The following is a 23,819-nucleotide window of genomic DNA, read 5'->3' as shown; positions in this document are numbered from 1 at the left end:
GTACCCGACGGAAGATGCCGCATTGCCAGGTTCAATGCACCCTCCTCATCGACGTTCGTGTCCCAAACGTAACCCGGCGAGATGAATACGGAGGGGTGGGACCCCCTTCGCCGTCCCGCCGGGTGCGCTGAGGACCCGTGCCGGGTCAGCGCGGTGACATCACGTCCGTGCCGAGGAAGGGGCGCAGCGCCTCCGGCACGCGCACGGAACCGTCGGCCTGCTGGTGGTTTTCCAGGAGGGCGACGATCGGTCGGGTGCTGGTGATCGCGGTGCCGTTGAGCGTGGCGAGCATCCTCGTGCCCGAGCCCTGCGGGTCGCGCTCGCGGATGTCCAGACGGCGCGCCTGGAAGGTCGTGCAGTTGCTCGTCGAGGTCAGCTCGCGGTACTTCGACTGGGTCGGCACCCACGCCTCGCAGTCGTACTTGCGCGACGCCGGGCCGCCGAGGTCGCCGGCGGCGACGTCGATGACGCGGTAGGGCAGCTCGAGGGCGTCGAGGACGCGGCGCTCGATGCGCAGCAGGTTCTCGTGCTCGGCGACGGCGTCCTCCGGGCGGCAGAAGACGAACATCTCGGTCTTCTGGAACTGGTGGACGCGGAAGATGCCGCGGGTGTCCTTGCCGTAGCTGCCGGCCTCGCGGCGGTAGCAGGTGGAGGTCGCGGCGTAGCGCAGCGGCCCGTCGGACAGGTCGAGGATCTCGTCGGCGTGGAAGCCGGCGAGCGCGACCTCGGACGTCCCGGTGAGGTACAGGTCGTCGGCGGGCAGCTGGTAGACCTCGTCGTCGTGCTCGTCGAGGAAGCCGGCCCCGGCCATCGTCTCCGCACGCACGAGGTTGGGCACGACGAGCGGGGTGAAGCCCTCCTCGGTCGCGATCTGCTGCGCCAGGCCCATCAGCGCCCACTCGAGGCGCGCACCGATGCCCTTGAGGTAGTAGAAGCGGCTCCCGCTGACCTTCGCCCCGCGCTCCATGTCGATCGCACCGAGCAGCTCGCCGAGCGCGAGGTGGTCCTTCGGCTCGAAACCCTCGGCCGCGAAGTCGCGCGCGGTCCCGACCTCCGTCAGGAGCGCGAAGTCGTCCTCACCGCCGGCGGGCACGCCCTCCTGGATGACATTGCCGATGGCGCGAAGGGAGGTGTCCAGCTCCCCCTTCGCCCGGTCGGCGGCGGCCTCGAGCTCCTTGACGCGGGCGGACATGGCGGCGCCCTTCTCCCGCAGGGAGCCCGCCTCGGCCTCGAGTGCAGGGAGGTCGACGCTGTCGGGATCGCTCTTGCGCAGCTTGTTCAGCCGACCCATGACGGGCCCGAGCTCCTTGCTCGCGGCCTTCTGCTCCGCGCGGGCGGTCTCGAAGGCCCCGATCGCGGTGCGGCGCTGATCGTCGGCGGCGAGGACCGCATCGACGAGGGAGGGGTCCTCACCGCGGGCACGCTGGCTCGCTCGGACGGTCTCGGGCTGGTCGCGCAGGAACTTGAGGTCGATCACGCCTCGCAGGATATCCGCGATGGCGTCCGGGCCCGCCCCGGCCGTGGGCACCCCGGCCATCCCGGCCCGGAGGGGCAACCCTGCGGTAACGTCACCGCCGTGTCTGACTGGACCCTGCTGGCCCTCGCCGTGGCCCTCTGCCTCATCCTCATCGGCATCGCCTTCGCTCTGGTGCTCATGGGCCCGGGTGCACGTCGCGGGCGCGACCCGCGCCCCCGTCCGGAGCGCAGCAGCTTCCGGCGCACCGGGGCGAAGAGGACACCCCGGCGTGCGGGGATCATCATCAACCCGACGAAGTTCGACGACGTCGCCGCCGTCCGGCAGGAGCTGACCGAGGCCAGCCGGGTGCTCGACTGGGCCGAGCCGCTCTTCATCGAGACCACGATCGAGGACCCCGGCACCGGCCAGGCCCGGGTGGCCATCGAGGAGGGCGTCGACGTCGTCTGCCCGCTCGGCGGTGACGGCACGATCCGGGCCGTGGCCGTCGCCCTGGCGGGCACGCGGACCCCGATGGGGCTGCTCCCCCGCGGGACCGGCAACCTGCTGGCCCGCAACCTCGACATCCCCTTCGGCACCGACATCACCGAGGCCCTGCGGGTCGCCTGCAGCGGACGCAACAAGGCGATCGACGTCGGGTGGCTCGAGCTCGACCCCGTCGAGGAGCCGGCGACCGAGGACACCGGCCAGGCCGAGGAGCCGATCGAGGGTCCACCGGTGGACCGGCACCCCTTCCTCGTCATGGCCGGCATGGGCCTCGACGCGGAGATCATGAGCGGCACCAGCGAGGAGCTGAAGAACAGGGTCGGTTGGACCGCCTACTTCGTCACCGGGGGGCGCAAGCTCTTCGTCAAGCGCTTCCGCGTGCGGTGGAGCATCGACGGCCGGGAGCAGCCGGAGGTGCAGGCCCGCACGATCCTCTTCGGCAACTGCGGCACGCTGCAGGGCGGCCTGCAGCTGCTCCCCGACGCGGCGTACGACGACGGCCTGCTCGATGCGGTCGTCGTGGCCCCCAAGACGATCCTCGGGTGGGGCTCCGTCGCCGTGCGCGTCATCGGCCGCTCCCGCAAGGACGCCGCCGAGCTCATCCGCACCTCCGGCCGGACCTACACCGCCGAGGTCGACGAGCCGCGCCCCGTCCAGGTCGACGGCGACGTCATCGGTGAGGCCTCCCGCATGCGGCTGACGGTCGACCACCAGGCGGTCATCGTCCGGGTCGCCGGGACGGACTGAGCGCCGGACGACCTCGGACCGGGAGCGGAGCGACGCCGCACGACGCGGCCAAGTCGCCCAACCGGTCCAGCTGGCCGGAGGAGTACTCCACCCCGTGCTCGCGAGCGTGCCGGGCCCGCCGCACCGCATTCACTCCCGGGGCGCGCGCGTCCTCGCCCGAGGCACCGACCACCGTGATGAGCTGCTGGACGCGGGCGGCCAGGTCCTGCCCGGGCACCGGAGCGATGGCCAGCATGAAGAGACTGACCCCCTGGCTCTCGTCGTGCCGGGTCGGCAGCCCCACGTCGGCACCGAAGCGATCACCACCGGCGAGCACCCCCGTGAGGACCTCCAGCGCCAGGCTCAGCCCGAACCCGCGGTGGCCGCCGATCGGCTCGAGTAGCCCGGTCGTCCACTGCGCCGGATCGGTCGTCGGATCACCGTCCGCGTCGCGCAGCACGCCGGGGGGCAAGGACTCGCCACGCTCGTGGTACCCGTCCATCTCACCGGTGGACATCGTCGTCGTCGCGGTGTCGTAGAGGAGGCGCTGGTCCCCTTCGCCCGGGGCCGCCAGCGCGTGGCCCTGGTTGCCCACCACCCTGCGTCGGCCACCCGGTGCAGCGATGAGTGCGGGGCCGTTGGTCGCCGCCAGGCCGATGCAACCACGGTCGGCCGCGAGGTCGGCGAAGTACCCCATCGCCGCGGCCGACGTGGCATCGCGGACGGACACGGCCGCGAGACCGTGCTGCCCCGCCATCTCGACGGCCCGGAGCATCGCCATGGTGCCGACCGCCTGGCCCCATCCGTGGCCCGCATCGAGGAGCTCGTGGGCGGTGCGTTGGCCGAGGACGCGCACGTCCGGGTCGGCCACGGTCCCGCCCGCGCGGATGCGGTGGACGCACTGCACGAGCTTCGTGGCCACCCCGTGGGCAGGCAGGCCGTGGGCATCGGCCCAGACGAGCCCGTCCGCGGTCCACCCGGCGTGCTCGGCCGGCATCCCGACCTCCTCGAGCACGTCGGTGGCCAGCCGGTGCAGGTCGTCGAGGGCGACGGTGGCGCCGGAAGTCACCGGTGCAGCTCCTCACGACGCAGGAGGACGATCGCCAGGACGCCCGCCACGGTGAGGATCAGCAGGGCCGGTACGAGGACGGGTGCCAGGGCGATGAGCGCCGCCATGGCCCCGGCGCCCACGATGAGCCCCAGGAGGATCACCGCCGAGTGGCGCACGGCCCGGAAGCCGTGGCCGGTGGTCAGCCGGATGACCACGGTCGTCAGGGTGCCGGTGAGGTACGTCGTCGACAGGCCGGAGACACCGAAGCGCTGGATCGCGCTGGACTGCAGCCCGAGGGCTGCCGCGGACGCCGCCAGGAGCGGCAGGTACGTGCTCGCCGGCGGCTCGGAGCCGAGCGCCCACCACGCGGTGCCGACCCCGGTGAAGAGCGCGAGCTCGACGGTCAGCGCACGCGTGACCGACGGAGGCCAGACCGGGTCACCGGACACCGGCGATCCGGCGATCCGGGCGCCGGCCGCGGCACCCGCGACGAAGGCGCCGATGGCGACGGCGGTGAGCAGCATGAGGTTGGCATCGCCCTGGGCGGTGGCGACGCCGAAGAGCACCATGTTTCCGGTCATCACGCTGGTGAAGGCGCTGCCGAGGGCGAGGAAGCCGAGGGCGTCGGCGGCACCGCTCGCCACGGCGAGGACGACGACGAGCCCGTTGCGCAGGCCCTCGGCGCGGGCTCTGGGGTCCTGGTCAGCAGTCGCCGCGCGCAAGCGGACATCGCGTGTTCTGGTCACCACACAATGCTCACATCCGAGGACTGGGACGGTCGCCAGTCGAACTGCACGACAAATACCCGATATTCATGTGCAGTCCGACCCTAGAGGTCCGCGTGGGTCCGACCTAGCGTTGGAGACATCGCTTGACCCGGGTGGTCGGAACGCCATCCGTCTCCCCGACATCCCGAAGAAAAGGTGACTGACATGGCTGAGCTCCTGTCGAAGGAGGACTTCCGCGCCGCACTGCAGGACGCGATCAAGGGCCGCGAGGCCTCGACCGCGAACTTCAGCAAGGCCTGGGCCGAAGGAAAGCTCCAGCGGAAGCACTTCGCCCGCTGGGCGGAGAACCACTACCACTACGTCGGCTTCTTCGCCGACTACCTCGGTCTCGTCTACCGCAACACCCCGGACGACCACAAGGACGCCAAGGACTTCCTCCTGCAGAACATGTACGAGGAGGAGCTGGCCGACATCCGCCACACCGACCTGCTCATCCGTTTCGCCGAGGCCTGCGGCACGACCGCCGAGCGCATCGAGGACCCGCGCAACATGAACGCCGTGACCCGCGGCCTGCAGGCTTGGTGCTACCAGATCGCCGACCGCGAGCACTACGTCGTCGCGACCGCGGCCCTGGTCGTCGGCCTCGAGTCCCAGGTTCCGCAGATCTACAAGAAGCAGATCGTCCCGCTGCGCGAGACCTACGGCTTCACCGAGGACGAGATCGAGTTCTTCGACCTCCACATCACCTCGGACGAGGTCCACGGCGAGCGCGGCTACCAGATCGTGCTCGAGGGCGCGGACACCGCCGAGCTGCAGCAGCGCTGCCTCGAGGCGGTCCGCATCGGCGCCGAGATGCGCTTCAGCTACACCAAGGCCCTCTACGACAGCTACGTCGCCGAGGACCTCGAGCCGGTCGCTGCCTGACCGACCCCACCAGGAGAGCGGGCGCCTCCCGGCGCCCGCTCTCTGCTACCCACCCATGCTCGCCGGACCCCCCGGCCCCTCACCTCACCAGGAGCACGAGATGAGCAACTGGCACGACGTCGGCAACGTCAAGGACCTCAAGCTGCGCAAGAAGAAGGCCGTCGAGGTGGGTGACACCCCGATCGCCCTGTTCTACGTCGGCGACAAGGTCTACGCCCTCAACGACATCTGCATCCACGAGGAGCGCCGGCTGAGCAAGGGCACCCTGCTCTTCGGCAAGGTCATCTGCCCCGGCCACCAGTGGAAGTTCGACCCCGAGACCGGGGAGCCCGACGACCAGGACGGGTGCCAGCCGACATACGCGGTCCGGGTGAGTGAGGACGGCACGATCGCCGTCAGCCTCGATCCCGCCGACAAGACCGCCGACTCCGGAGTGGTGGCAACCGCATGAGCTCCCCCTCCGACACCCCGATCCTGCCCGACGGCGTCGTCATCGTCGGCGGTGGCCAGAGCGCCGCCGTGGCCGCCCGGACGCTGCGTCGCAAGAAGTACACCGGTCCCATCACCATCCTCGGCGAGGAGAGCCACCGGCCCTACCAGCGCCCGCCGCTGTCGAAGGAGTACCTGGCGGACCCGACCGCGAGCGTCGACCTGCTGCCGCAGGACTGGACCGACACCAACGACGTCTCCGTACGCACCGACGTGCGGGTCGAGCGCATCGAGGAGGGACCGGTCGTCGTCACCACCTCCGGCGAGCGGGTCCCGGCCTCGGCCGTCCTCCTCGCCACGGGTGGCCAGGCCCGCACCATCGGTGACGCGACCGGTGAGCGCATCCACCATCTGCGCACGCGCGACGACGCGGACCGCCTGCGTGCGGCCCTGTCGGCCTCATCCCGCCTGGTCATCGTCGGTGCCGGCTTCATCGGCGCCGAGATCGCCTCCGCCGCCCGCGAGCAGGGGGTGGAGGTCACCGTCCTCGAGGCGGCCGACCAGCCCATGCAGCGCGCGCTCGGTCCGCGCCTCGGCGAGGTCTGCGCCGGGCTCCAGCGGGCCAGCGGGGTCGACCTGCGGTTGTCGACGGGAGTCAGCGCCGTGCGCGAGAGCGCCGATGGCGTGGTCGTGGACACCACCGCCGGCGAGGTCCTCGCCGACCACGCCGTGGTCGCCGTGGGCATCGTGCCCAGCACCGCGGTGGCGGAGGCCTCGGGCATCGCCTGCGAGAACGGCGTTCTCGTCGACGCAGCCGGACGCACCAGCATGCCCGGCGTGTGGGCGGCCGGCGACGTGGCCAACCAGGACCACCCGCAGGTCGACGGCCGCATCCGGGTCGAGCACTTCGACAACGCGAGCAAGCAGGCCTCGGTCGCCGCCCAGTCGATGCTCGGTGCCGACGTGACCAACTCCGACCCCCACTGGTACTGGTCCGACCAGTTCGGGGTGAACATCCAGGGCGTGGGCCAGCCCCACCCCAGTGATGAGATGGTCGTGCGAGGCGACATCGAGTCCGACAGCTTCACGGCCTTCTTCATCCGCGAAGGAGCGGTGTCCGCGGTCTTCGCCGTCAACGACGAGGAGACCGTGGGCCTGGCTCGCGAGCTGGTGAACATGGGACTCCACGTCCCGACCGATCTGCTGACCGACCCCGAGCGCGATCTCTTCGAGGCCCTGGAAGGAGCCGCAACATGACCCGACTCAAGGGCAATTTCATCGCAGGTGACTGGGTCTGGCCGGGCTCGGGCAAGTCCTTCGATCGCACGAATCCCGCCCGGCCGGACGAGCTGGTCTCGACGGCCCCCGAGTCCAGCGCCCAGGACGTCGACGAGGCGATCGCGCACCTCGCCGAGCACCGGCACGAGTGGGCCGCGACCTCCCCGGACCGACGCGCCGACGTGCTCGTCGCGGCCGCCGACATCCTCGCCTCCCAGGCCGAGGACCTCGCGGTCGAGCTCGTCCGGGAGGAGGGCAAGACCCTCTCCGAGGCGCGGGTCGAGACCAAGCGCACCCCGCAGAACCTCCGGTTCTTCGCCGGAGAGGCGCTGCGCATGACCGGGGAGACCTACCCCACGGGTGACGGCAGCCTCGTCTTCACCCGGCGCCAGCCGGTCGGGGTCGTCGCCGCGATCACGCCGTGGAACTTCCCCCTGAACATTCCGTCGCGCAAGCTCGGCCCGGCGCTGGCCGCGGGCAATGCCGTCATCTTCAAGCCCAGCGAGGTCACCCCCCTGATGGGCCAGCGCCTCGTCGAGGCGCTCCACCAGGCGGGCGTCCCCGGTGGGGCCCTCGCGCTGGTGCACGGGCACGCCGAGGTCGGACGCGCCATGGTCGCCAACGACGACGTGCAGGCCGTCACCTTCACCGGGTCGACCGCAGTCGGCACGGCGATCCACGAGGTCACCGGCGTCGACGTGCGCACGCAGCTGGAGATGGGCGGCAAGAACGCGCTCGTCGTCCTCGAGGACTCCGACCTCGACCGGGCGACGGCGATCATCGCCAAGGGCGCCTTCGGCCTCTCCGGCCAGGCCTGCACGGGCACCTCGCGGGTGATCGTCCACGAGGCCGTGGCAGACGAGCTCGTCGCCCGGATCGCCGAGGTCGCCAAGGCCGCACGGGTCGGCAACGGCCTCGACGACGGCGTCACCTTCGGCCCCCTCGCCAACCAGGCCCAGATCGACAAGTTCTGCCACTACGTCGAGGGTGCCGCCGGTCAGGGTGCCCGCCTCGTCGAGCCGATCGCCCACCAGTCCGACCCGCCCGGTGGGGGGCACTTCGTCCGACCGACGATCTTCCGCGACGTCGATCCCCTGTCCGCCATGGCCCAGGAGGAGATCTTCTCCCCGGTCCTCGCGTTCATCACCGTCTCGTCCTACGAGGAGGCGGTCACCGCGGTGAACAACACGCGCTACGGCCTCTCGGCGGGCATCGTCACCTCCGACATCGGTCGGGCCATCCGCTTCTCCGAGGACGTCGAGACGGGCCTGGTCAAGGTCAACCAGGCCACGAACGGCATGGCGATGAACGCCCCCTTCGGGGGAATGAAGCACTCGTCGACGCAGACCTTCAAGGAGCAGGCCGGCGCCTCGATGATGACCTTCTACACCACCGACAAGACGGTCTACTTCACCCCCTGACACCCGAGAGGAACCACCCATGAGCGAGCACACCGACACCACCGAGCCAGCGGACGACGAGGTCGTCTTCCACCGCGTCTGCCGCAGCGGTCAGGTGCCCGAGGGTTATGTCCGACGCTTCTACGTCGACGAGCTCGAGTGCGCCGTCGCCCGCCTGAAGGGCAAGGCATACGCGACGAGCAACTACTGCACCCACCTGGACTGCCTGCTCAGCAGCGGCAAGCTGCAGGACGACGGCATCCGGTGCTCCTGCCACGGCAGCGTCTTCGAGCTCGAGGGCGGCGAGCCCATCTACCCACCGGCGACGGAGCCGATCGCGGTCTACGACGTCAAGGAGGAGGACGGCGAGCTCTTCGTGGGTGTCTCCCGCAAGGACATCGAGCACGGCGGCCCGCGCCGCAAGAAGCCGCGCGAATGAGCACTCCCGCCACGACGCCCGCCGCCCTCGGTCAGCAGCAGCGGGTGGTGCTGGGACGATCCTCCGCGATCTCCTCCAGCCACCCACTGATCACGACCGAGGGCGCGCGGGTGCTCGCGGCGGGTGGAAACGCGATCGACGCCAGTCTGGCGATGGCCGCCGTCGCGTGGACCGTGCTGCCCGGGCAGTGCGGTATCGGCGGCGACGCCTTCGCCATCGTCCGCGAGCCGGACGGGCGCGTCTGGACGGTGGGTGGCAGCGGCTACGGCCCCGACGGTGGCACCCCGGACTTCTACCGAGAGCGCGGGCACACCGCGATCCCACTGACCGGTCCCCTGTCCGTGACCGTGCCCGGGGCCGCGGCGGCCCACGCCGTCCTCGCGCGCCACGGACGCTGGGACCTGGGCACGGCGTGGGCGAGCGGCATCCGTCTCGCCCGTGAGGGATTCGCCTGCACGGACAAGAACCGCGCCGACATCACCGAACGGCGCGCTCCCCTGGCGGCCGATCCCTCCACCGCGGCGTGCTTCCTTCCCGACGGCGACGTCCCCGCCGTCGGCCGGCTCCTGCACCAGCGCGACCTCGCCGACACGCTGGAGGTCCTGGCGGACGACCCGCTCTCCTTCTACCGCGGTGAGCTCGCCGAGCGCAGCCTGGCCTTCCTGACGAAGGGGGGTGCCCCCTTCGCCGGCGGGGAGTGGGAAGCGATGGCCGAGCTCACGGAGGAGGCCGCGATCAGCGCCGACTACGGCGGCCTGACGGTGCACCAGACCCCGCTCCCGTCGGCCGGGTGGATGGTCCTGCAGCAGGCCGGGCTCCTCGACGGCATGCTCGGCGGCCTCGATCTCCTCGGCCCCGATGCCTGCGCACTGCTCGCGGGTGCCGCCCGGGCCGCGTTCGACGACCGCTTCGCAGTCGTCGCCTCGGACACCTCGGCGTGGGAGGACCTGCTGACGCCGGAGCGACTGGCCCGGCAGCGGGAGGGCCTGGCGTCGCCCCCCGCCGCCGACACCCGCCTGCACGCCCGGATCGACGGCGACACCACGAGCACCGTCTGCGTCGACGACGAAGGGCGCGCCGTGAGCTTCATCCACTCGCTCGCCTTCACCTTCGGCGCCCGGATCACGGTCCCCGGGACCGGTGTCGTTTTGAACAACCGGCTGGGCCGGGGCGCCTACCTCGTCCCGGGACACCCCAACGAGGTCCGCCCGCGCCGCAAGCCGCTGCACACCCTCAACGCCTGGCTGGCCGACGACCGCGACGGGCTGCGGCACGTCGGCAACTGCCCCGGCGGCGACGGGCAGGTGCAATGGAACATGCAGGTCCTCAGCCACCTCGTCGACCACCACCTGGATCCACAGACCGCGGTCTCGCTCCCGCGGCTGACGGTCTTCCCCGGCTCAGACGCCGACGTCATCGACGAGCCGGCCGAGGTGCGCGTCGAGGAGGGGCTGCCGCAGGCGACCCTCGAGTCGCTGCGGGACGACGGCCACCGGGTCCGCGAGGTCCCCGTGCAGCGCGGCGGACCGGGCGGCTCGGCACTGGCGATCTCCCGCGACCCCCACACCGGCGTCCTGTCCGCAGGCGCCGACCCCCGCATGGAAGGAACTGCTGTCGCATGGTGAACCCACCGGCCCTGCCCGCTCCGCCACAACCCCAGGGCCACTACGTGCCGGCCAGTCGCGCGGGCGACCTCGTGGCGACCGCGGGGATGACGCCCCGTGTCGACGGGCGGCTGGCGATCACCGGCCGGGTCGGCGACGTCGTCGACCTCGAGGAGGCCCGGCGGGGTGCCGCCATCGCCGCCTCGAATGCCCTCTCCGCCGTGGTCGACGCTGTCGGCGGGCTGGACCAGGTCCTCGGACTGGCCCGGCTGACCGTGTACGTCCACGCCGCCAGCGGCTTCACCGAGCACACGGCCGTCGCCGACGCCGCCACCGACGCCCTCGTGACCCACCTGGGCGAGCGGGGCCGGTGCGCCCGCTCCGCCGTCGGCGTCGCCAGCCTCCCGGGGGACGCGCCGGTCGAGGTCGAGCTGACCGCCCACGTGCGCTGAGTGCCTCCCGGGCGAACTCGGCCGCAGCAAGGTGGACGCCGCGGCGCTCGGGGTGAGGTGCTGTCCGACACCACCGGCGCTCACTAGAGTGACTGCGATCCAGAGCCCTGCGCGCAGGCGTCTCCTGGCCACTTCGAGAAGGGTGGAATGACATGGCAACGGCGCCACACGGTCCTCGCGAGACCCCCCGGACCATGGGCGAGTGCAAGCAGAGCATCCTGCGCATCTACAACAGGGTGAAACAGGAGGTCGTGGGGACCGGTGTCGAACGCCAGAACATCCACATCACCAGCACCTACATCCTGATCGTGGCGGTCCACAACCGCGTCCCCGCCCTGGCGACGGTGACCGCCCAGAACGCCCAGCTCGCGCGGTGGGCGGACATCGCCCTCATCGACGCCAACAAGGCAGGGCTGGCCACCGCCCTGTCGGAGGAGCTCGGTGTCGTCATGAGCGGTGTCTTCCAGGACTACGACCCGCAGACCCAGGTCGCGGTCACGGTCGCCCTGCTCACCTCCCCCCTGCCCGGCACCCACGAGCCCCACTGACGACGAGCCGGCATCCCACCGTGGTGCGGGTGGGACGCCGGCCCGACATCATCGCGGTGGGCACACCGGGGTCGGGAGCTACCGCCGTCCCGCCACCGCCACGGGCACCGGGTCGACCTCGTGCGAGTCCAGCACCCGCCCGAAGGCCGACTCGAAGCTCGTCAACGACGCATCGTGCAGCTGCGGGGTCTCGGCCGCGAGGCAGTCGGCCACCATGAAGGACTCGTACCCGAGCATCATCGCGTCCCGTGCGGTGGACTCGCAGCAGATGTTGGTCTGCGTGCCGGCCACGTAGAGCGAGCTCACGCCGCGCTCCTGCAGCAGCTCCTCGAGCTGTCCGTGCGGCTCGACCATCGCGCTGTAGCGGTACTTCAGCGTGATGCTGTCGGACTCCTCGACCTCCAGGCCCGGAAACAACGCCTGCCCATGAGCCCCTTCGGCGAGCACGCTCGCGCGGAAGTCCATCGCCTCGTCCCCGAGCATCCGACGCAGGCTGGGCCAGTCGGCCCTGTCCGGGCGACTGGTCGTCTGCACCCACACGACCAGCCCCCCGGCGGCGCGGAAGCGCCGGGCGAGACGGTTGATCGGCTCGACGATCGCCAGGGCCGCCGGCGCGAACCGGAAGCCGACGCGCTCGTCGAGGAAGGCGTTCTGCATGTCGATGATCGTCAGGGCCGAACCACGCACGTCGGCCGTGCCGTGCTGGCGCATCAGAAGACCACCCCGCCGACGAGGGTCGCCACGACCAGTCCCGTGACCACCGGCAGGAACAACCGCCTGACGAGCTCCACGACGGGTATGCCGGTCACACCGGCGACCGCGACGAGCGAGGACCAGGCGATAAGGGTCCCACCCCCGGTCCAGGAGGCGGCGTTCTGCCCGATGGCGGCCAGGGTCTCCGGGTCGACGCCGGCGGCCGGGCCGAGCGCCTCGGACAGCGCGCCGATGAGGGGCAGGCCCGCCCATCCGGAGCCGTCCAGACCGATGAGCATCCCGGCCACCATGAGCGCCAGACAGGTGATCGGCGCGAATGCCGGGACGTGGTCCTGACCGGCGACGATGACGTCGAAGAGGAAGGCCGGCGCGGTGGCGCCCTCCGGCAGGGTCATGATCTTCGCTGAGAAGTCCCCGACCCCCATGAGCACGAAACCGGCGACCGGCAGCACGACGCCCATGGCCTTGTAGGCGAAGACGAGTCCGTCCACGACGTTGGACGCGACTGCCTCGAGCGGATCCTTCGCGCTGAGGAAGCACACGATGAACAGCAGACCGAATCCCAGACCAGCGATCAGGGCGGCGCCGGAGACCTCCTTGAGGACCGCGAACAGGTCGGTGAAGCGGGAGAGGGTCAGCAGGACGACCATGACGAGGAAGACCAGAGGCACCACCAGGGCCATGAGGCGCTGCTGTCGTTCGCTCGTGGGGTGCGTCTCGTAGGGGTCGGTGCCGTCGCCCAGTCGGAGGACACCCTCGTCCCGCACCGCCTCGCCGGGGTCGGTCTCACGACGCACCATTCCGGCCGAGACGGCGCTGACGACCTCTCGGTCGCCGTGGATCTCGGAGGCGGAGCCGACGCCGACCAGCTCGCGGTCCGCGCCGAGCCGGGATGCCCGGGCCACGACCATCCGTCCGCGACAGGTGCCGAAGTACACGAGCGCAGCGGCGACCCCGCCGACGATCCACGAGAGGATCAGCGCGCGGTCCGCGATGACCCCGGCGTCCAGGCCGGCGCCGCTGGCGGTGATGCCGGGGGCCACCCCGAGGATGTAGTCGGAGGCCAGGGCCATCCCCTGCCCGGAGAGCGCGATCGCGATGGCTGCGCCCAACCGGGTCAGACCGGCAGCGACTGCCGCAGGGATCAGCAGGGCCGCCAGGATCGCCAGCGTGGGCGTCGGCCAGAAGACCAGCGACATCAGGTACGAGGCGACGAAGAGGACGACGAATGCCATGTGCCCGTTGCGCATGAAGCGCACCAGCGGCCGCAGCATCCGCGAGTCGATGTCCATCGCCCGCAGTGCCCCCGTCATCGCTCCGATGACCGCCAGGACGAGGAAGATGTTGAGCAGCTCGGTCGTGGCGACGATCAGTCCGTTGAAGGGGGCCGCCAGTCCCTTGAAGACGGACCCGGTGTAGACCCAGGCCGTCAGGGCCGTGGCGATCACCGCCGGGACGATGACATTGCGGCGCATCGCCATGAATGCGAGCAGGACGGCGACTCCGCCGAGGTAGACCCAAGGAGCGAGCGCGGTCATCGCGCACCCCCGATCACGGGGCGCGGCGCGCAGTGGTGCCGATCAAGCAGTCGGACGATGTGTGAGTTCACGAGTTGACCTTCCGTGCGCGGGTGGTTCCCGGAACACTCAGGTCCCGGGACGCGGTTGTGGGAACCGCCACCAGCGACGGCAGCCGGGCTCTTCTGGCGAAGCTCCCGCGGTCGTTCGTGGGTGAGAAGAGGCCGTGGTGACGCCGGTGCGACCAGCGACACGGCCAAGTGAGTGATTTGTACCACAGGCGCCCCGGACCGTCCAGAGTGCCTGTGTCCTGCCGGTGATCAGGCAGGCGGGTTGGCCTCCATGTGCTTCGCGAAGGCCTCGATGGCAGCGGCACCGACGGCCTTGTCCTGCTCCCCGTTGCCACCGGAGACACCGATCGCTCCCACGATCTGACCGTCGTACTCCAGCGGGAACCCGCCGACGAAGATCGCGAACTTGCCCGGGATCATGTGGCTGATGCCGAAGGCCTCGTTGCCCGGCAGGGCCGGGCCGTTCGGCCCCTCGTTGAACTTGTGCGTGGGCCGCTCGTGGCCCGCCGCCGTGAACGCCTTGGCGATGGAGATGTCCACGCCGGTCAGGCGCGCTCCCGGGATCCGGTGCAGGGCGATGACGTTGGCGCTCTCGTCCACGACGCACAGCGTCTGCTTCACCCCGATCTCCTCCGCCTTCGCACGAGCGGCGGTCAGGACGGGGAGGGCGTCGTCGAGGGTGATCCGGTAGATGCTGTGCATGGGTGCGTCCTTCGTGGAGGGTGCGGGTTCGTCAGGACCCACACTGGCCGAGCCGCCCAGCCAACTCAATGGGCTGATCGCACGTAAAGGACGCCCTCTGGGTGGTTAGACTGCACAAATGGAGACCTTCGGTGCCGAGGTGTCGGAGCACCTCACCATCGCCGGCCTGCTCGAGGAGCATCTGCTGCGCCAGGCACGGCCTCTCGCCGACGGGGACCGCACGCGTCCCCTCGAGTGGGCGCGATCGGCACAGGAGGCACTGGACAACGCCAGCGACCTCACCCGCACGGCTGTCGTCGGCGACGACGGCGTGCTCACGCCCGACCACCTGCCGGCGCTGGCGGAGCGAGGGGCGGCCATGGTCCTGGTGCGCGAGCCCAACGAGGACCGGTGGGCCGACCTCACCACAGATCTCCCCGTCTTCGGCTTCCCCTCCGGCGCGTCCATCGACGCGGTCATCCGGCTCGTCGCCCAGCTGGCCCTCGCCCACGAGAGCCACGTGCTCCGGTACGCAACGAGCGTCCACGAGCGCCTCGCGACGCTCCTGCACCGCGGCGTGGGCGTCGAGGCCATCTGTCAGCAGCTCGAGCGGCTGACCGGCTGCGCGGTCGCCTTCCTCGACGCCACCAACACGTTGCAGGCGGTGGCCCGCGACCAGCACCCGTGGATCGACTCGAGCACCGCCGGGGCGATCGCGCGCCGGGTGACCACCGCCGAGGGCACCGTCCCCCGGCCGCTCGGCGGTCACCAGCACCCGGTACACGAGCACAGCGCCGAGGTGGAGGGACAGGTCGCCCAGGTGCTGTGCGCGCGGGTGACGGTCGCCGAGCGGCCCGAGGGGTGGCTGGTGCTCATCGCGGCCTCCGACGACCACACGGCACACGACACGGCCGCTCGCATCATCGCTCTGCAGGAGGCGGTGTCGATCGTGGGCACCGAGGTGCTGCGCACCCGAGGCATCGAGCGGGCCGAGGAGCGGGCGCGCGGAAACTTCGTCCACGCGCTGCTGCACGGACGCTTCTCCAACACCGCCGACCTCGTCGCCCGTGCCGCCCACCGCCAATTTCCGACGGACCGACGTTTCGGCGTGGTGATCGTCCAGGCCCAGGGACTCATCGCCGAGAACGACTCACCCCAGCACCTGTCGAACATGGCCCGCACCGCGCTCCGCCTGCGCGGAACCGAGAACCGCGCCGCGCTGTCGGCCGTCGTCGGGGACGTCATCGCCGTCGTGCGCGAGGTCGCGCCGGCCAACCGCTCCGGGACCGACAAGGGCAGCACGGAACTCGCGTCCTATGCCACGGCCCTCCATCGTCGGCTCCGGTCGGAGACCGATCGGCCGCTGCTCGTCGCCCACGGGCGACCCGTCGAGGGAGCCATGCGGATCAGCGAGAGCTACCGCGAGGCCCGTATCGCCCTGTCCCTCGCGGAGCAGCTCGGGATGACCGAGCCGGTGGGGTTCCTCGACATGCGCACCCACGTCGCCCTCCTCGACCTCGCCCTCAGTCGTGAGGGCCGCACCTTTGCCACGGAGCTGCTCACCCCCCTTCGCCAGGCCACGGGAGATCTCGAGGAGGCGGCACGGACCTACATCGTCGACGGCGGCAACCTCACCCAGGCGTCGCGGGACCTCAATGTCCACCGCAACACGATGCTCTACAAGCTCGACCGGGCGTCGAAGGCCATCGCCCAGGACCTGCGGGACCCGGAGACGCAGTTCTCCCTGTGGCTGGCCATGAAGCTCGACCTCCTCGCGAAGACCGCCGACAGCGCCTCCCGGACGATCGCCTCGGGCTGATCAGGCGCGGGACGAGGCGGCCAGCACCTCCCGGCGCGGACTGACGCCGAGGAAGCTGACCCCCAGCGCCACGGCCGCCATGGCGGCCGCGCCGACGAACATCGCAGCGCGCGCATCGAAGGGGGTGAGCAGCCCCACCCACGCCGCCCCGGCGGTCATGCCCGCGAAACGGGTGAGGTTGAACAGGCCCAGAGCGGCACCATGGGCGCCGGCCGGCGACCGGGTCGCCCCGGTGGCGGCCGGGGTCTGGACCATCGCCATGGACCCGCCGACGAGCAGGAGGCAGAGGACGACCGGCAGGATCGAGGGCGACGCGCCCCCGACGACGCCCGCGGTCAGTCCGGCCGAGGCGATCATGAACGCGAGCCCGATGCGCAGCACGGTCCGGGGCGACCCCTCCTCGGCCATCCGACCCACCAGCGGAGCGCTGATCGCCATGACCACGGGGAGCACGAAGAACAAGGCACCCGCGCTGCTGTACGACAGGTCCATCGGTCCCGTGAGCACGAGCGGGATCGCGACCAGGCTCGTCCCGAGAAGGAACATCTGGGCGAACGCGGCGAAGCTGCTGCGGAGGAAGCGCACCTCCGCCGCGAGCCGCAGGGGGATCAGCGCTCGCGGGTTGCCGTAGGAGACCTTGATGAATCCGCCGAGCAGGGCCAGCCCCGCGACGGCAAAGGCGGCGTCGAGCCAGACCGGCACGGACGGCTGGGACAGCAGCGTCGCCCCGAGGAGGACGAAACCCGTCCCGGAGGTGAGCAGCACCGCGCCCGCGACGTGGAAGGAGACGTCTCGCGGCGCGAACGTGGGCACAGTCGCCTGGATGACGACCAGGGCCGTGAGCGAGAGCACGGCCACGAGGACGAAGACGGAACGCCAACCGAAGTAGTCGGCGAAGACGCCCCCCACGGGCGGACCGATCGCCTGACCGACGCCGTTGGCCGCGGCCCACGCCCCCATCAGGCGTCCGCGGCTCTCCGGGTAGACGGCCATGAGGATGCCCATGACCAGGGGCGGGATCGCCGAGCAACCCAGCCCCTGCAGCGCGCGCATGACGATGAGGAAGGGCAGGGACGGCGCCAGCGCCGCGGCGACCTGGGCGACACACATCAGGGCGAGCGCCGACACCAGGACGCGCTTGCGGCCGAATCGGTCCCCCAACCACCCGGTGAGCGGCAGGGAGATCGCCAGCATCAGGGTGAAGGCGCTGATGCTCAGGACCGCGTAGGCGACCGGCTGGTCGAAGTCCTCGGCAACCCGACGCAGGGGCACGTTGATGATGTTGTTCGACATGGTGCCCGTGACGGTGACGAGCAGCAACGCCATGGCCGCGACCACTGCCGCTCGACGGTTGTCCAGGACGTCCACGCCCGATCTCCCTTCGTCAGGACCTTCACCATCCGGAGGGCGCCTGGTGTCCCGACACAACCATGCACTGCCACCCCGGCGGGATGCAGCACACAAGTGCACAGGATTCGATGGCGCCGACTGTGCACCCCTCACCTAGACGGTGGGAACCGGCTGTCGGCAGGCTGACCCATCACCAGCACACCGTCGTGTCAGGAGTCCCCCGAATGATCGAGATCACCGCAGCTCATTGGGTCTATCTCGTCGGCATCGTCGCGATTCTCGCCACGATGCTTGCCCGCAAGAACATCATCGTCCCCGCCGTCTTCTTCACCATGCTCGTCGGCATCGTCTACACAGGCTCCCTCCCTGCGGGCCTGGCAGCGATCTTCAACGCCACCCTCGTGGCGGCGAAGGAACTGTTCAACATCTTCCTCATCATCGCCCTGGTGACGGGGATGCTCGGGGCCCTGCAGGCCCTGGGGTCCGACAAGCGGATGGTCGCACCCTTCCGTCCGGTGATGCGCAACGGCCACCTGTCCTTCTGGACCATCGTCGTGGCGACCTACATCATCTCGCTCTTCTTCTGGCCGACGCCCGCCGTGCCGCTCATCGGCGCGGTGCTCGTCCCCGTGGCCATCCGGTCCGGCCTGCGTCCCCTCGCCGCCGGCTTCGCCATCGCCGTCGCCGGCCAGGGCATGGCGCTCTCGAGCGACTTCGTCATCCGCGTCGCTCCCGGCCTGTCCGCCGCGGCGGCCGGCGCCGATCCGGACCTCATCGCGAACCGCGCACTCGTGCTCTCGTTCATCACGGGTGGTGTGGCGCTCGCCATCGGTTACCTCCTGGAGTTCCGCAAGATCCGCCCCGGCAGCCCGGCCCTCCTCGCCGCGTGGGAGGCCAACGACACCTTCGAGGAGGACGTCTCCGTCGACTCGCCGACTGTCGGGCACGGTGCCGCGCTGCGGCGTGACGAGATGTCCGAGCACGCCCACGCCCGGCAGGGCGAGCTCGTCGAACCCGACTCCAAGGACTTCGACACGCCTCCCGGGATCTCCCAGAGGGTGTCCAAGGCCTTCGCCCTCGCCGTGCCGCTGGCCTACCTCGCCCTCATCGGCTACCTCATCTGGACGCTCTCCGCCGGCCCCGACAGCGGTGTCTCCGGCGGTGACGCCGCAGCCCTCGTCGGTGGTATCGCCGCGATGACGATCTTCTTCGCCACCTTCGCCGAGAGCCGCAAGACCTTCCTCGAGCGTTCCGCGGAGCACGTCGTCGACGGCCTCGTCTTCGCCTTCAAGGCCATGGGTGTCGTCCTGCCGATCGCCGGATTCTTCTTCATCGGCAACGGCGACTTCTCCGGCACGATCCTCGGTGTGGAGCCCAACGCGGAAGGCGTCGCCGAAGGCCCGTCGCTGCTCTTCGACGCGGTCGTCAGCGCCCAGGCCTACATCCCGGAGAACGGTTACGTCTCCGCGCTCGGCATCCTCGCCATCGGCGTCATCGCCGGCCTCGACGGCTCCGGCTTCTCCGGCCTGCCGCTCACCGGCTCGCTCGCGGGCAGCCTGGGTCCGGTCGTCGGCATCTCGCCGGAGACGCTCGCGGCGGTCGGTCAGATGGGCAACATCTGGTCCGGTGGCGGCACCTTCGTCGCTTGGTCCTCGCTCATCGCCGTGGCCGGCTTCGCCCGCGTCAACGTGCTGGAGCTGGCGCGGATGTGCTTCCTACCCGTGATGGCGGGGCTGATCGTCTCGACGCTCGCTGCGGTGGCGCTCTTCGGTTAGCGTCCCTCGGCTCGGCGGTCGCCAACCCCGCTGGATGTCCACGACCACCGCTGCGCGCGCAGCGGTGGTCGTGCACGTCGGGCCCCCGTCGGCGGCTGCCCTCGGACGTCGGCGGCTAGCTCCGGAGGCGCTCGACCGCCTCGTCGACGAGCTCCTCCGGAGGGCGGCGCACGTCGAGCACGAAGCCGTCCTCGTCGGGCTCGAGGTCCTCGAGGTCGTCGAACTGCGACTGCAGGAGCGACTCGGGCATGAAGTGCCCGCGACGTCCCTCCATCCGCTCGACGATGACCTCGAAGGGGCCGTGCGCGTGGACGAAGACCACGCGGTGCCCACCCTCGAGAGCGGCGACGTCCCGGCGCAGCACGTTGCGGTAGACGCGCTTGAGGGCCGAGCAGGCGATGACGGTGTCCTCCCCAGCCGCGGCGCGCTCGGCCATCCACGCGGCGAGGTCTCGCAGCCACGGGGCGCGGTCCTCGTCGTCCAGCGGGATGCCGCGGGTCATCTTGTCGATGTTGGCCTGCGGATGGAACTCGTCCGCCTCCGCGAAGGTCCAGCCCAGCCGCTCGGCGAGCCCCTCGGCCACGGTCGACTTGCCGCTGCCGGAGACGCCCATGACGACGACGTGCGTCGTCATGTCAGGACACCGGACTGACCAGGAGGATGAGCATGGAGCCGATCGTACCGATGAGGGTCTCCACGAGGGTGACTCCCGACGACCGGAATGCGTTGGCTGCACGGTGTGACGCGGCCGACGTGGACGCCCATTGGCGGCCGACGTGTGCTCTGTCAGAATCCGCGACATGGTGAAAGAGCGCGCCGGAGGGCTGCACCACCGTGTGCTGGCCCGGGTCGGCGCCGACCTCACGCACGGGCGGGTCGTCCCCGGCGACGTGATGTCGATGGAGCAGATCGAGGAGCGGTACGGCGTCTCCCGCACGGTCGTGCGCGAGGTGGTCAAGGTCCTCGAGTCCGTCGGGGTCGCCACCTCACGCCGCCGCGTCGGCGTGACCTTCCAGCCGGAGAGCTCCTGGGAGGCACTGAGCCCGGTCATCATCCACTGGCGCCTCGAGGGCCCCCAGCGGCTGAACCAGCTGCGCGAGGTCAGCGAGCTGCGCCGCGGCATCGAGCCCCAGGCGGCCTGGCTGGCCGCCCAGCGCGCCGACGAGGACGAGACGGCCCGGCTGCGGGCCGCCGCGCAGGGTATGGCCGACACCGGGCCCCGGGGCGACCTGCAGGGGTACCTGGCCCACGACATCGACTTCCACCGCAGCCTGCTGACGGCGTCCGGCAATGCGCTGCTGGTGAGCTTCGCCCCCTTCGTCGAGGAGGCGCTGCGCGGCCGCACCGAGCACCACCTCATGCCCGAGGTCCCCGAGCAGCGGGCCATCGCCTGGCACGCCGAGGTCGCGGAGGCGGTCACCGAGGGACGGGCCGAGCTCGCGGAGGAGACGATGCGCCTGATCCTCTCCGAGGCGCAGCAGGCGATGGACGAGATGGGCTCCCGGGGCGAGGCCTGACCCGCCTCAGTTTCCCTGCGCGTCGGTGATGACCTCGCGGTGACCCTCCTGCGACTGCAGCAGCGATGCCGCTGCGTCGTCGAGCAGCACGGTCACGTGCGGATGGTGCTGCAGCGCGGTCACCGGGCAGCTCTCCGTGACCGACCCCTCGACGAGCTCGCGGACGGCCCGGGCCTTGCGCTCACCCGTGGCGATGAGCACGAGGTGCCCGGCCTCGAGGATCGTGCCCACGCCCTGGGTGATGCAGCGGTGGGGCACCGCGTCGACGTCGTCGCCGAAGAACCGGGCGTTGTCCCGCCGGGTCTGCTCGGCCAGCGTCGTCTCGCGGGTGCGGGAGGAGAAGGACGAACCGGGCTCGTTGAACGCGATGTGACCGTTGGCGCCGACGCCGAGGATCTGCACGTCGATGCCCCCGGCCGCCGCGATCTGCTCCTCGTAGGCGAGGCCGCAGGCGGTCGCGTCCACGCTGCCGCAGTCGGGGCCGATCACGCTGGCGCCGTCGATGTCGACGAGCCGGACGAAGTCGCGCTCGATGACCTCGCGATAGGACTGCGGGTGCCCGGTCGGGAGGTCGAGGTACTCGTCGAGGAGGAAGGCACGGCATCCGCGCAGGCTGAGCCGACCGGCGTCGACCCGCCGGCCCAACTCCCGGTACACGCGAAGGGGGCTGGACCCGGTCGCGAGGCCCAGAACCGTCTCGGGGTCGTCGAGGACGTGCCGGGCCACCGCGTCGGCGCCCAGCCTCGCGACCTGCTCGTGGTCCGACGCGATGATGATCTCCACCCGGTGACCGTAGCGCTGCGCGCCGGGGTGATCGACGTGGGCCCGAGCGGGTCAGCGCCTCGGCGCCTGCTCAGTCCAGCAGGCCGGCCCGCTCGACGATCACGGCCAGCTGGGCGCGGGAGCCCACGCCGAGCTTGGCCTGCGCGCTGCGCAGGTGGGTCTTGATCGTCGACTCGGCGAGGTGCAGCGCGGTGGCGGCCATCGCCGTCGTCGCGCCGTCCGCGAGCCGGACGCAGATCTCGCGCTCACGCTCGCTGAGGGTCGCGACGAGACGTGCGGCCTGCTCACGGCGTCCGCCCGTGTCGCCGTTGCGCACGTGGGTGACGACGTGCTGCGCCGACTGCGGGGAGAAGGGGGCGTGGCCGGCGGCCGCGTCCCGCACCGCCCGGGTGATCTCGTCCGGGCCGGCCGTCTTGAGCAGGAAGCCGTTGGCGCCGGCCCGGACCGCCGTGAGCGGCAGGTCGTCCAGGTCCCAGGTGGTCAGCAGGACGACCTTCGGGGACGGGTCGAGCCTCCGGATCTCCCGGGTGGTGCTGATGCCGTCGAGCTCGCCCATGCGGTAGTCGAGGAGGACGACATCGGGTCGGTGGGCGTGGATCGCCGGTACGGCCTCCTCCCCAGAGCCGACATCGGCGACGACGAGCAGGTCGGGCGACGCCTCGAGCATGTAGCGCAACCCGGAACGCACGAGCGGGTCGTCGTCGACGAGGAGGACCCGGATGGGGGTGGCGGTCATGGCGCGGTCCCGTCGGTCGTGGCGGTGAACCGCCACGGCAGCCGCACCGCCGTGCGCAGCACGCCCTGGTCGTCGACGTGGACGTGTGCCTCGCCGCCGACCTGGGCGACCCGCTCGTCCAGCCCGGTGAGGCCGTTGCCCTTGACCAGCGGGCCGGACTCGAGGCGGTGGTTGGCCGCCTCGATCGTCACGCCGAGGTCGGGCCGGGCCTGCACCACGAGGCGCACACCGGAGCCGGGGGCGTGGCGACGGGCGTTGGTCAGCAGCTCCTGGACGACGCGGTAGGCGGTCTGGCCGAGTACCGGGTCGAGCGTGGACGCGCCGTCGATCATCACGGTGGCCACGAGGTGCATGCCGTGGGCGACGGTCTCGTCGACGAGTGCCGGGATCGCGTCGATCCCGGGGACGGCCTCGGCGAGGTCCGGGTCGTCGGGTCGGCGCAGCACCTCGAGCAACGAGCGCAGGTCCGCGGAGGTCTGCGCCGCGGACTCGCGCACGAGGCTGGCCGACCCCGCCAGCCGGTCGTCGCGGTCGCGGGTCTGCGCCTCGAGGGCGCCGGCGTGGATCGACAGGAGGGACAGCCGGTGCCCGATGACGTCGTGGACCTCGCGGGCGATGCGCTCGCGCTCGGCCTGCCGGGCGACCTCGTCGGAGAGCTCGGCGGCGACGACCCGGTGCCCCTCCCCGCTCGCGCGGCTCCGCGACAGCTCACGGCGCAGCCACCCGATGCCGATGAAGGCCGCCATGACGACGACCGTGATGATCACCGGGGCCCACCACTCGAAGGCACCCATGACCGTGCCCTCCTCGCTGGAGAACCAGAGCCACCAGAAGGAGCCCTCGGACGAGATCCCGCGGGTGTCGCGCCAGGTGGCGGCGAAGGTGGCCGCGGCCACGAACGTCGTGGCCACGGCGACCAGTCGCCAGCTGCAGCGGATCCACACCTGCAGGAGGGCGGCCAGGGCCACGAGCGGGTCGAGCGGGGTGAGGAGGATCAGGACCGAGGAACCGATCGCGATCTGCCACGGCCAGCGCCGGCGCCACCACAGCAGGATGATCAGGCCGAGGCCGAGGACCCAGAGCAACATCCACCAGTCGCCGGAGACGGCATCGGGAGTCCTGCCGGCCGCACGATCGGCTCGGGTCTCCCCGGCGTCCACCGCGAAGCTGACGCTCGCGAGGCAGGCGAGGCTCCACAGCACCGAGCGCCACCACGTGGCGCGTGCCCACCCCTTCACCTGCTCCCCCAGGTCCATGGTCCGCATCGTAGGGGCGTGCAGGGACAGCCGACTCATCCCTTCGGTCATCGGGGTCGAA

23 protein-coding genes are annotated in these 23,819 nt (G+C 71.2%); 12 read left to right on the top strand and 11 right to left on the bottom strand.

Annotated features, from left to right (window positions below):
- Positions 1–145 precede the first annotated feature (145 nt).
- Positions 146–1,477: a serine--tRNA ligase gene (serS, locus tag O9K63_RS13475; RefSeq protein WP_277238632.1), complete on the bottom strand. Its 1,332-nt coding sequence runs from the start codon at positions 1,475–1,477 to the stop codon at positions 146–148.
- A 99-nt stretch (positions 1,478–1,576) separates the two neighbouring features.
- On the opposite strand from serS, the gene O9K63_RS13470 reads away from it, so the two are divergent.
- Positions 1,577–2,707 (top strand): diacylglycerol/lipid kinase family protein, encoded by a 1,131-nt coding sequence (locus O9K63_RS13470; protein ID WP_277238630.1) that lies wholly within the window; start codon positions 1,577–1,579, stop codon positions 2,705–2,707.
- On the opposite strand, the gene O9K63_RS13465 is transcribed toward O9K63_RS13470, so the two are convergent.
- Both O9K63_RS13465 and O9K63_RS13460 read right to left on the bottom strand, forming a co-directional pair.
- Positions 2,679–3,755, bottom strand: a complete 1,077-nt coding sequence (locus O9K63_RS13465) for an Ldh family oxidoreductase (RefSeq protein ID WP_277238628.1) — start codon at positions 3,753–3,755, stop codon at positions 2,679–2,681. The genes O9K63_RS13470 and O9K63_RS13465 overlap by 29 nt on opposite strands.
- Positions 3,752–4,483, bottom strand: coding sequence for a DUF1275 family protein (locus tag O9K63_RS13460; RefSeq protein WP_277238627.1), 732 nt, complete (start codon positions 4,481–4,483; stop codon positions 3,752–3,754). Before O9K63_RS13460 ends, O9K63_RS13465 begins: the two co-directional genes overlap by 4 nt.
- 186 nt (positions 4,484–4,669) lie before the next feature.
- Between O9K63_RS13460 and O9K63_RS13455 the strand changes: the two genes are divergently transcribed.
- The 8 genes from O9K63_RS13455 (at position 4,670) to O9K63_RS13420 (ending at position 11,539) form a co-directional block, all read left to right on the top strand.
- Positions 4,670–5,389, top strand: coding sequence for a TenA family transcriptional regulator (locus O9K63_RS13455; protein ID WP_277238625.1), 720 nt, complete (start codon positions 4,670–4,672; stop codon positions 5,387–5,389).
- A 100-nt stretch (positions 5,390–5,489) separates the two neighbouring features.
- Positions 5,490–5,840 carry a Rieske (2Fe-2S) protein gene (locus tag O9K63_RS13450; protein WP_277238623.1) on the top strand — a complete coding sequence of 117 codons (351 nt, stop codon included), beginning with the start codon at positions 5,490–5,492 and terminating at the stop codon, positions 5,838–5,840.
- Positions 5,837–7,075 (top strand): NAD(P)/FAD-dependent oxidoreductase, encoded by a 1,239-nt coding sequence (locus O9K63_RS13445; RefSeq protein ID WP_277238622.1) that lies wholly within the window; start codon positions 5,837–5,839, stop codon positions 7,073–7,075. Before O9K63_RS13450 ends, O9K63_RS13445 begins: the two co-directional genes overlap by 4 nt.
- The gene (locus O9K63_RS13440; protein ID WP_277238620.1) at positions 7,072–8,517 is read left to right on the top strand and encodes an aldehyde dehydrogenase family protein; all 1,446 of its coding nucleotides are present in this window, start codon (positions 7,072–7,074) and stop codon (positions 8,515–8,517) included. Before O9K63_RS13445 ends, O9K63_RS13440 begins: the two co-directional genes overlap by 4 nt.
- A 19-nt stretch (positions 8,518–8,536) precedes the next feature.
- Positions 8,537–8,935 (top strand): Rieske (2Fe-2S) protein, encoded by a 399-nt coding sequence (locus O9K63_RS13435; RefSeq protein WP_277238618.1) that lies wholly within the window; start codon positions 8,537–8,539, stop codon positions 8,933–8,935.
- Positions 8,932–10,560 carry a gamma-glutamyltransferase family protein gene (locus O9K63_RS13430; RefSeq protein WP_277238616.1) on the top strand — a complete coding sequence of 543 codons (1,629 nt, stop codon included), beginning with the start codon at positions 8,932–8,934 and terminating at the stop codon, positions 10,558–10,560. Before O9K63_RS13435 ends, O9K63_RS13430 begins: the two co-directional genes overlap by 4 nt.
- Positions 10,554–10,991, top strand: coding sequence for a RidA family protein (locus O9K63_RS13425; RefSeq protein WP_277238615.1), 438 nt, complete (start codon positions 10,554–10,556; stop codon positions 10,989–10,991). The genes O9K63_RS13430 and O9K63_RS13425 overlap by 7 nt, the downstream gene beginning before the upstream one ends.
- 152 nt (positions 10,992–11,143) lie before the next feature.
- The gene (locus O9K63_RS13420) at positions 11,144–11,539 is read left to right on the top strand and encodes a Na-translocating system protein MpsC family protein (protein WP_277238613.1); all 396 of its coding nucleotides are present in this window, start codon (positions 11,144–11,146) and stop codon (positions 11,537–11,539) included.
- Between the two features lie 78 nt (positions 11,540–11,617).
- On the opposite strand, the gene O9K63_RS13415 is transcribed toward O9K63_RS13420, so the two are convergent.
- From O9K63_RS13415 to O9K63_RS13405, 3 genes are all read right to left on the bottom strand, one after another.
- The gene (locus O9K63_RS13415) at positions 11,618–12,250 is read right to left on the bottom strand and encodes a cysteine hydrolase family protein (RefSeq protein ID WP_277238612.1); all 633 of its coding nucleotides are present in this window, start codon (positions 12,248–12,250) and stop codon (positions 11,618–11,620) included.
- Positions 12,250–13,791 carry a hypothetical protein gene (locus O9K63_RS13410; RefSeq protein ID WP_277238610.1) on the bottom strand — a complete coding sequence of 514 codons (1,542 nt, stop codon included), beginning with the start codon at positions 13,789–13,791 and terminating at the stop codon, positions 12,250–12,252. Before O9K63_RS13410 ends, O9K63_RS13415 begins: the two co-directional genes overlap by 1 nt.
- 299 nt (positions 13,792–14,090) lie before the next feature.
- Positions 14,091–14,543, bottom strand: a complete 453-nt coding sequence (locus tag O9K63_RS13405; protein ID WP_277238608.1) for a GlcG/HbpS family heme-binding protein — start codon at positions 14,541–14,543, stop codon at positions 14,091–14,093.
- Between the two features lie 118 nt (positions 14,544–14,661).
- Between O9K63_RS13405 and O9K63_RS13400 the strand changes: the two genes are divergently transcribed.
- Complete coding sequence (locus O9K63_RS13400) at positions 14,662–16,341, top strand: PucR family transcriptional regulator (protein ID WP_277238606.1); 1,680 nt, start codon at positions 14,662–14,664, stop codon at positions 16,339–16,341.
- On the opposite strand, the gene O9K63_RS13395 is transcribed toward O9K63_RS13400, so the two are convergent.
- Entirely contained in the window at positions 16,342–17,709 is a 1,368-nt protein-coding gene (locus O9K63_RS13395) for an MFS transporter (protein ID WP_277238604.1), read from the bottom strand.
- A gap of 206 nt (positions 17,710–17,915) precedes the next feature.
- Here O9K63_RS13395 and O9K63_RS13390 point away from each other — a divergent pair, with 206 nt between their 5' ends.
- The gene (locus O9K63_RS13390; protein WP_277238602.1) at positions 17,916–19,466 is read left to right on the top strand and encodes a hypothetical protein; all 1,551 of its coding nucleotides are present in this window, start codon (positions 17,916–17,918) and stop codon (positions 19,464–19,466) included.
- A 115-nt stretch (positions 19,467–19,581) separates the two neighbouring features.
- Here O9K63_RS13390 and O9K63_RS13385 read toward each other — a convergent pair whose 3' ends face one another.
- A complete protein-coding gene (locus O9K63_RS13385) occupies positions 19,582–20,100 on the bottom strand; it encodes a gluconokinase (protein WP_277238601.1) in 519 nt (172 codons plus the stop codon).
- A 166-nt stretch (positions 20,101–20,266) separates the two neighbouring features.
- Between O9K63_RS13385 and O9K63_RS13380 the strand changes: the two genes are divergently transcribed.
- Complete coding sequence (locus O9K63_RS13380; RefSeq protein WP_277238599.1) at positions 20,267–20,983, top strand: FadR/GntR family transcriptional regulator; 717 nt, start codon at positions 20,267–20,269, stop codon at positions 20,981–20,983.
- 6 nt (positions 20,984–20,989) lie between these two features.
- On the opposite strand, the gene nagB is transcribed toward O9K63_RS13380, so the two are convergent.
- The 3 genes from nagB to O9K63_RS13365 all read right to left on the bottom strand — a co-directional run bounded on the left by nagB (position 20,990) and on the right by O9K63_RS13365 (position 23,758).
- Positions 20,990–21,766, bottom strand: a complete 777-nt coding sequence (gene nagB / locus O9K63_RS13375; protein ID WP_277238597.1) for a glucosamine-6-phosphate deaminase — start codon at positions 21,764–21,766, stop codon at positions 20,990–20,992.
- A 70-nt stretch (positions 21,767–21,836) separates the two neighbouring features.
- Entirely contained in the window at positions 21,837–22,502 is a 666-nt protein-coding gene (locus O9K63_RS13370; RefSeq protein ID WP_277238595.1) for a response regulator, read from the bottom strand.
- The gene (locus O9K63_RS13365) at positions 22,499–23,758 is read right to left on the bottom strand and encodes a sensor histidine kinase (protein WP_277238594.1); all 1,260 of its coding nucleotides are present in this window, start codon (positions 23,756–23,758) and stop codon (positions 22,499–22,501) included. Before O9K63_RS13365 ends, O9K63_RS13370 begins: the two co-directional genes overlap by 4 nt.
- Positions 23,759–23,819 lie beyond the last annotated feature (61 nt).

The sequence above is a fragment of the Janibacter cremeus genome, from assembly GCF_029395675.1.
GTDB lineage: Bacteria > Actinomycetota > Actinomycetes > Actinomycetales > Dermatophilaceae > Janibacter > Janibacter cremeus_A.
The sequence above is the reverse complement of the archived record's forward strand: the minus strand, read 5'-3'. Positions and strand labels throughout refer to the sequence as shown.

What these genes read in the sequence shown, in the direction of transcription:
- O9K63_RS13405 (WP_277238608.1), bottom strand. Translation starts at nt 14,543, where the DNA reads ATGCACAGCATCTACCGGATCACCCTCGACGACGCCCTCCCCGTCCTG.
- O9K63_RS13380 (WP_277238599.1), top strand. Translation starts at nt 20,267, where the DNA reads ATGGTGAAAGAGCGCGCCGGAGGGCTGCACCACCGTGTGCTGGCCCGG.
- O9K63_RS13450 (WP_277238623.1), top strand. Translation starts at nt 5,490, where the DNA reads ATGAGCAACTGGCACGACGTCGGCAACGTCAAGGACCTCAAGCTGCGC.
- O9K63_RS13420 (WP_277238613.1), top strand. Translation starts at nt 11,144, where the DNA reads ATGGCAACGGCGCCACACGGTCCTCGCGAGACCCCCCGGACCATGGGC.
- O9K63_RS13415 (WP_277238612.1), bottom strand. Translation starts at nt 12,250, where the DNA reads ATGCGCCAGCACGGCACGGCCGACGTGCGTGGTTCGGCCCTGACGATC.
- O9K63_RS13385 (WP_277238601.1), bottom strand. Translation starts at nt 20,100, where the DNA reads ATGACGACGCACGTCGTCGTCATGGGCGTCTCCGGCAGCGGCAAGTCG.
- O9K63_RS13455 (WP_277238625.1), top strand. Translation starts at nt 4,670, where the DNA reads ATGGCTGAGCTCCTGTCGAAGGAGGACTTCCGCGCCGCACTGCAGGAC.
- O9K63_RS13365 (WP_277238594.1), bottom strand. Translation starts at nt 23,758, where the DNA reads ATGGACCTGGGGGAGCAGGTGAAGGGGTGGGCACGCGCCACGTGGTGG.
- O9K63_RS13370 (WP_277238595.1), bottom strand. Translation starts at nt 22,502, where the DNA reads ATGACCGCCACCCCCATCCGGGTCCTCCTCGTCGACGACGACCCGCTC.
- O9K63_RS13390 (WP_277238602.1), top strand. Translation starts at nt 17,916, where the DNA reads ATGATCGAGATCACCGCAGCTCATTGGGTCTATCTCGTCGGCATCGTC.
- O9K63_RS13435 (WP_277238618.1), top strand. Translation starts at nt 8,537, where the DNA reads ATGAGCGAGCACACCGACACCACCGAGCCAGCGGACGACGAGGTCGTC.
- O9K63_RS13400 (WP_277238606.1), top strand. Translation starts at nt 14,662, where the DNA reads ATGGAGACCTTCGGTGCCGAGGTGTCGGAGCACCTCACCATCGCCGGC.
- O9K63_RS13430 (WP_277238616.1), top strand. Translation starts at nt 8,932, where the DNA reads ATGAGCACTCCCGCCACGACGCCCGCCGCCCTCGGTCAGCAGCAGCGG.
- O9K63_RS13440 (WP_277238620.1), top strand. Translation starts at nt 7,072, where the DNA reads ATGACCCGACTCAAGGGCAATTTCATCGCAGGTGACTGGGTCTGGCCG.
- O9K63_RS13445 (WP_277238622.1), top strand. Translation starts at nt 5,837, where the DNA reads ATGAGCTCCCCCTCCGACACCCCGATCCTGCCCGACGGCGTCGTCATC.
- O9K63_RS13410 (WP_277238610.1), bottom strand. Translation starts at nt 13,791, where the DNA reads ATGACCGCGCTCGCTCCTTGGGTCTACCTCGGCGGAGTCGCCGTCCTG.
- O9K63_RS13425 (WP_277238615.1), top strand. Translation starts at nt 10,554, where the DNA reads ATGGTGAACCCACCGGCCCTGCCCGCTCCGCCACAACCCCAGGGCCAC.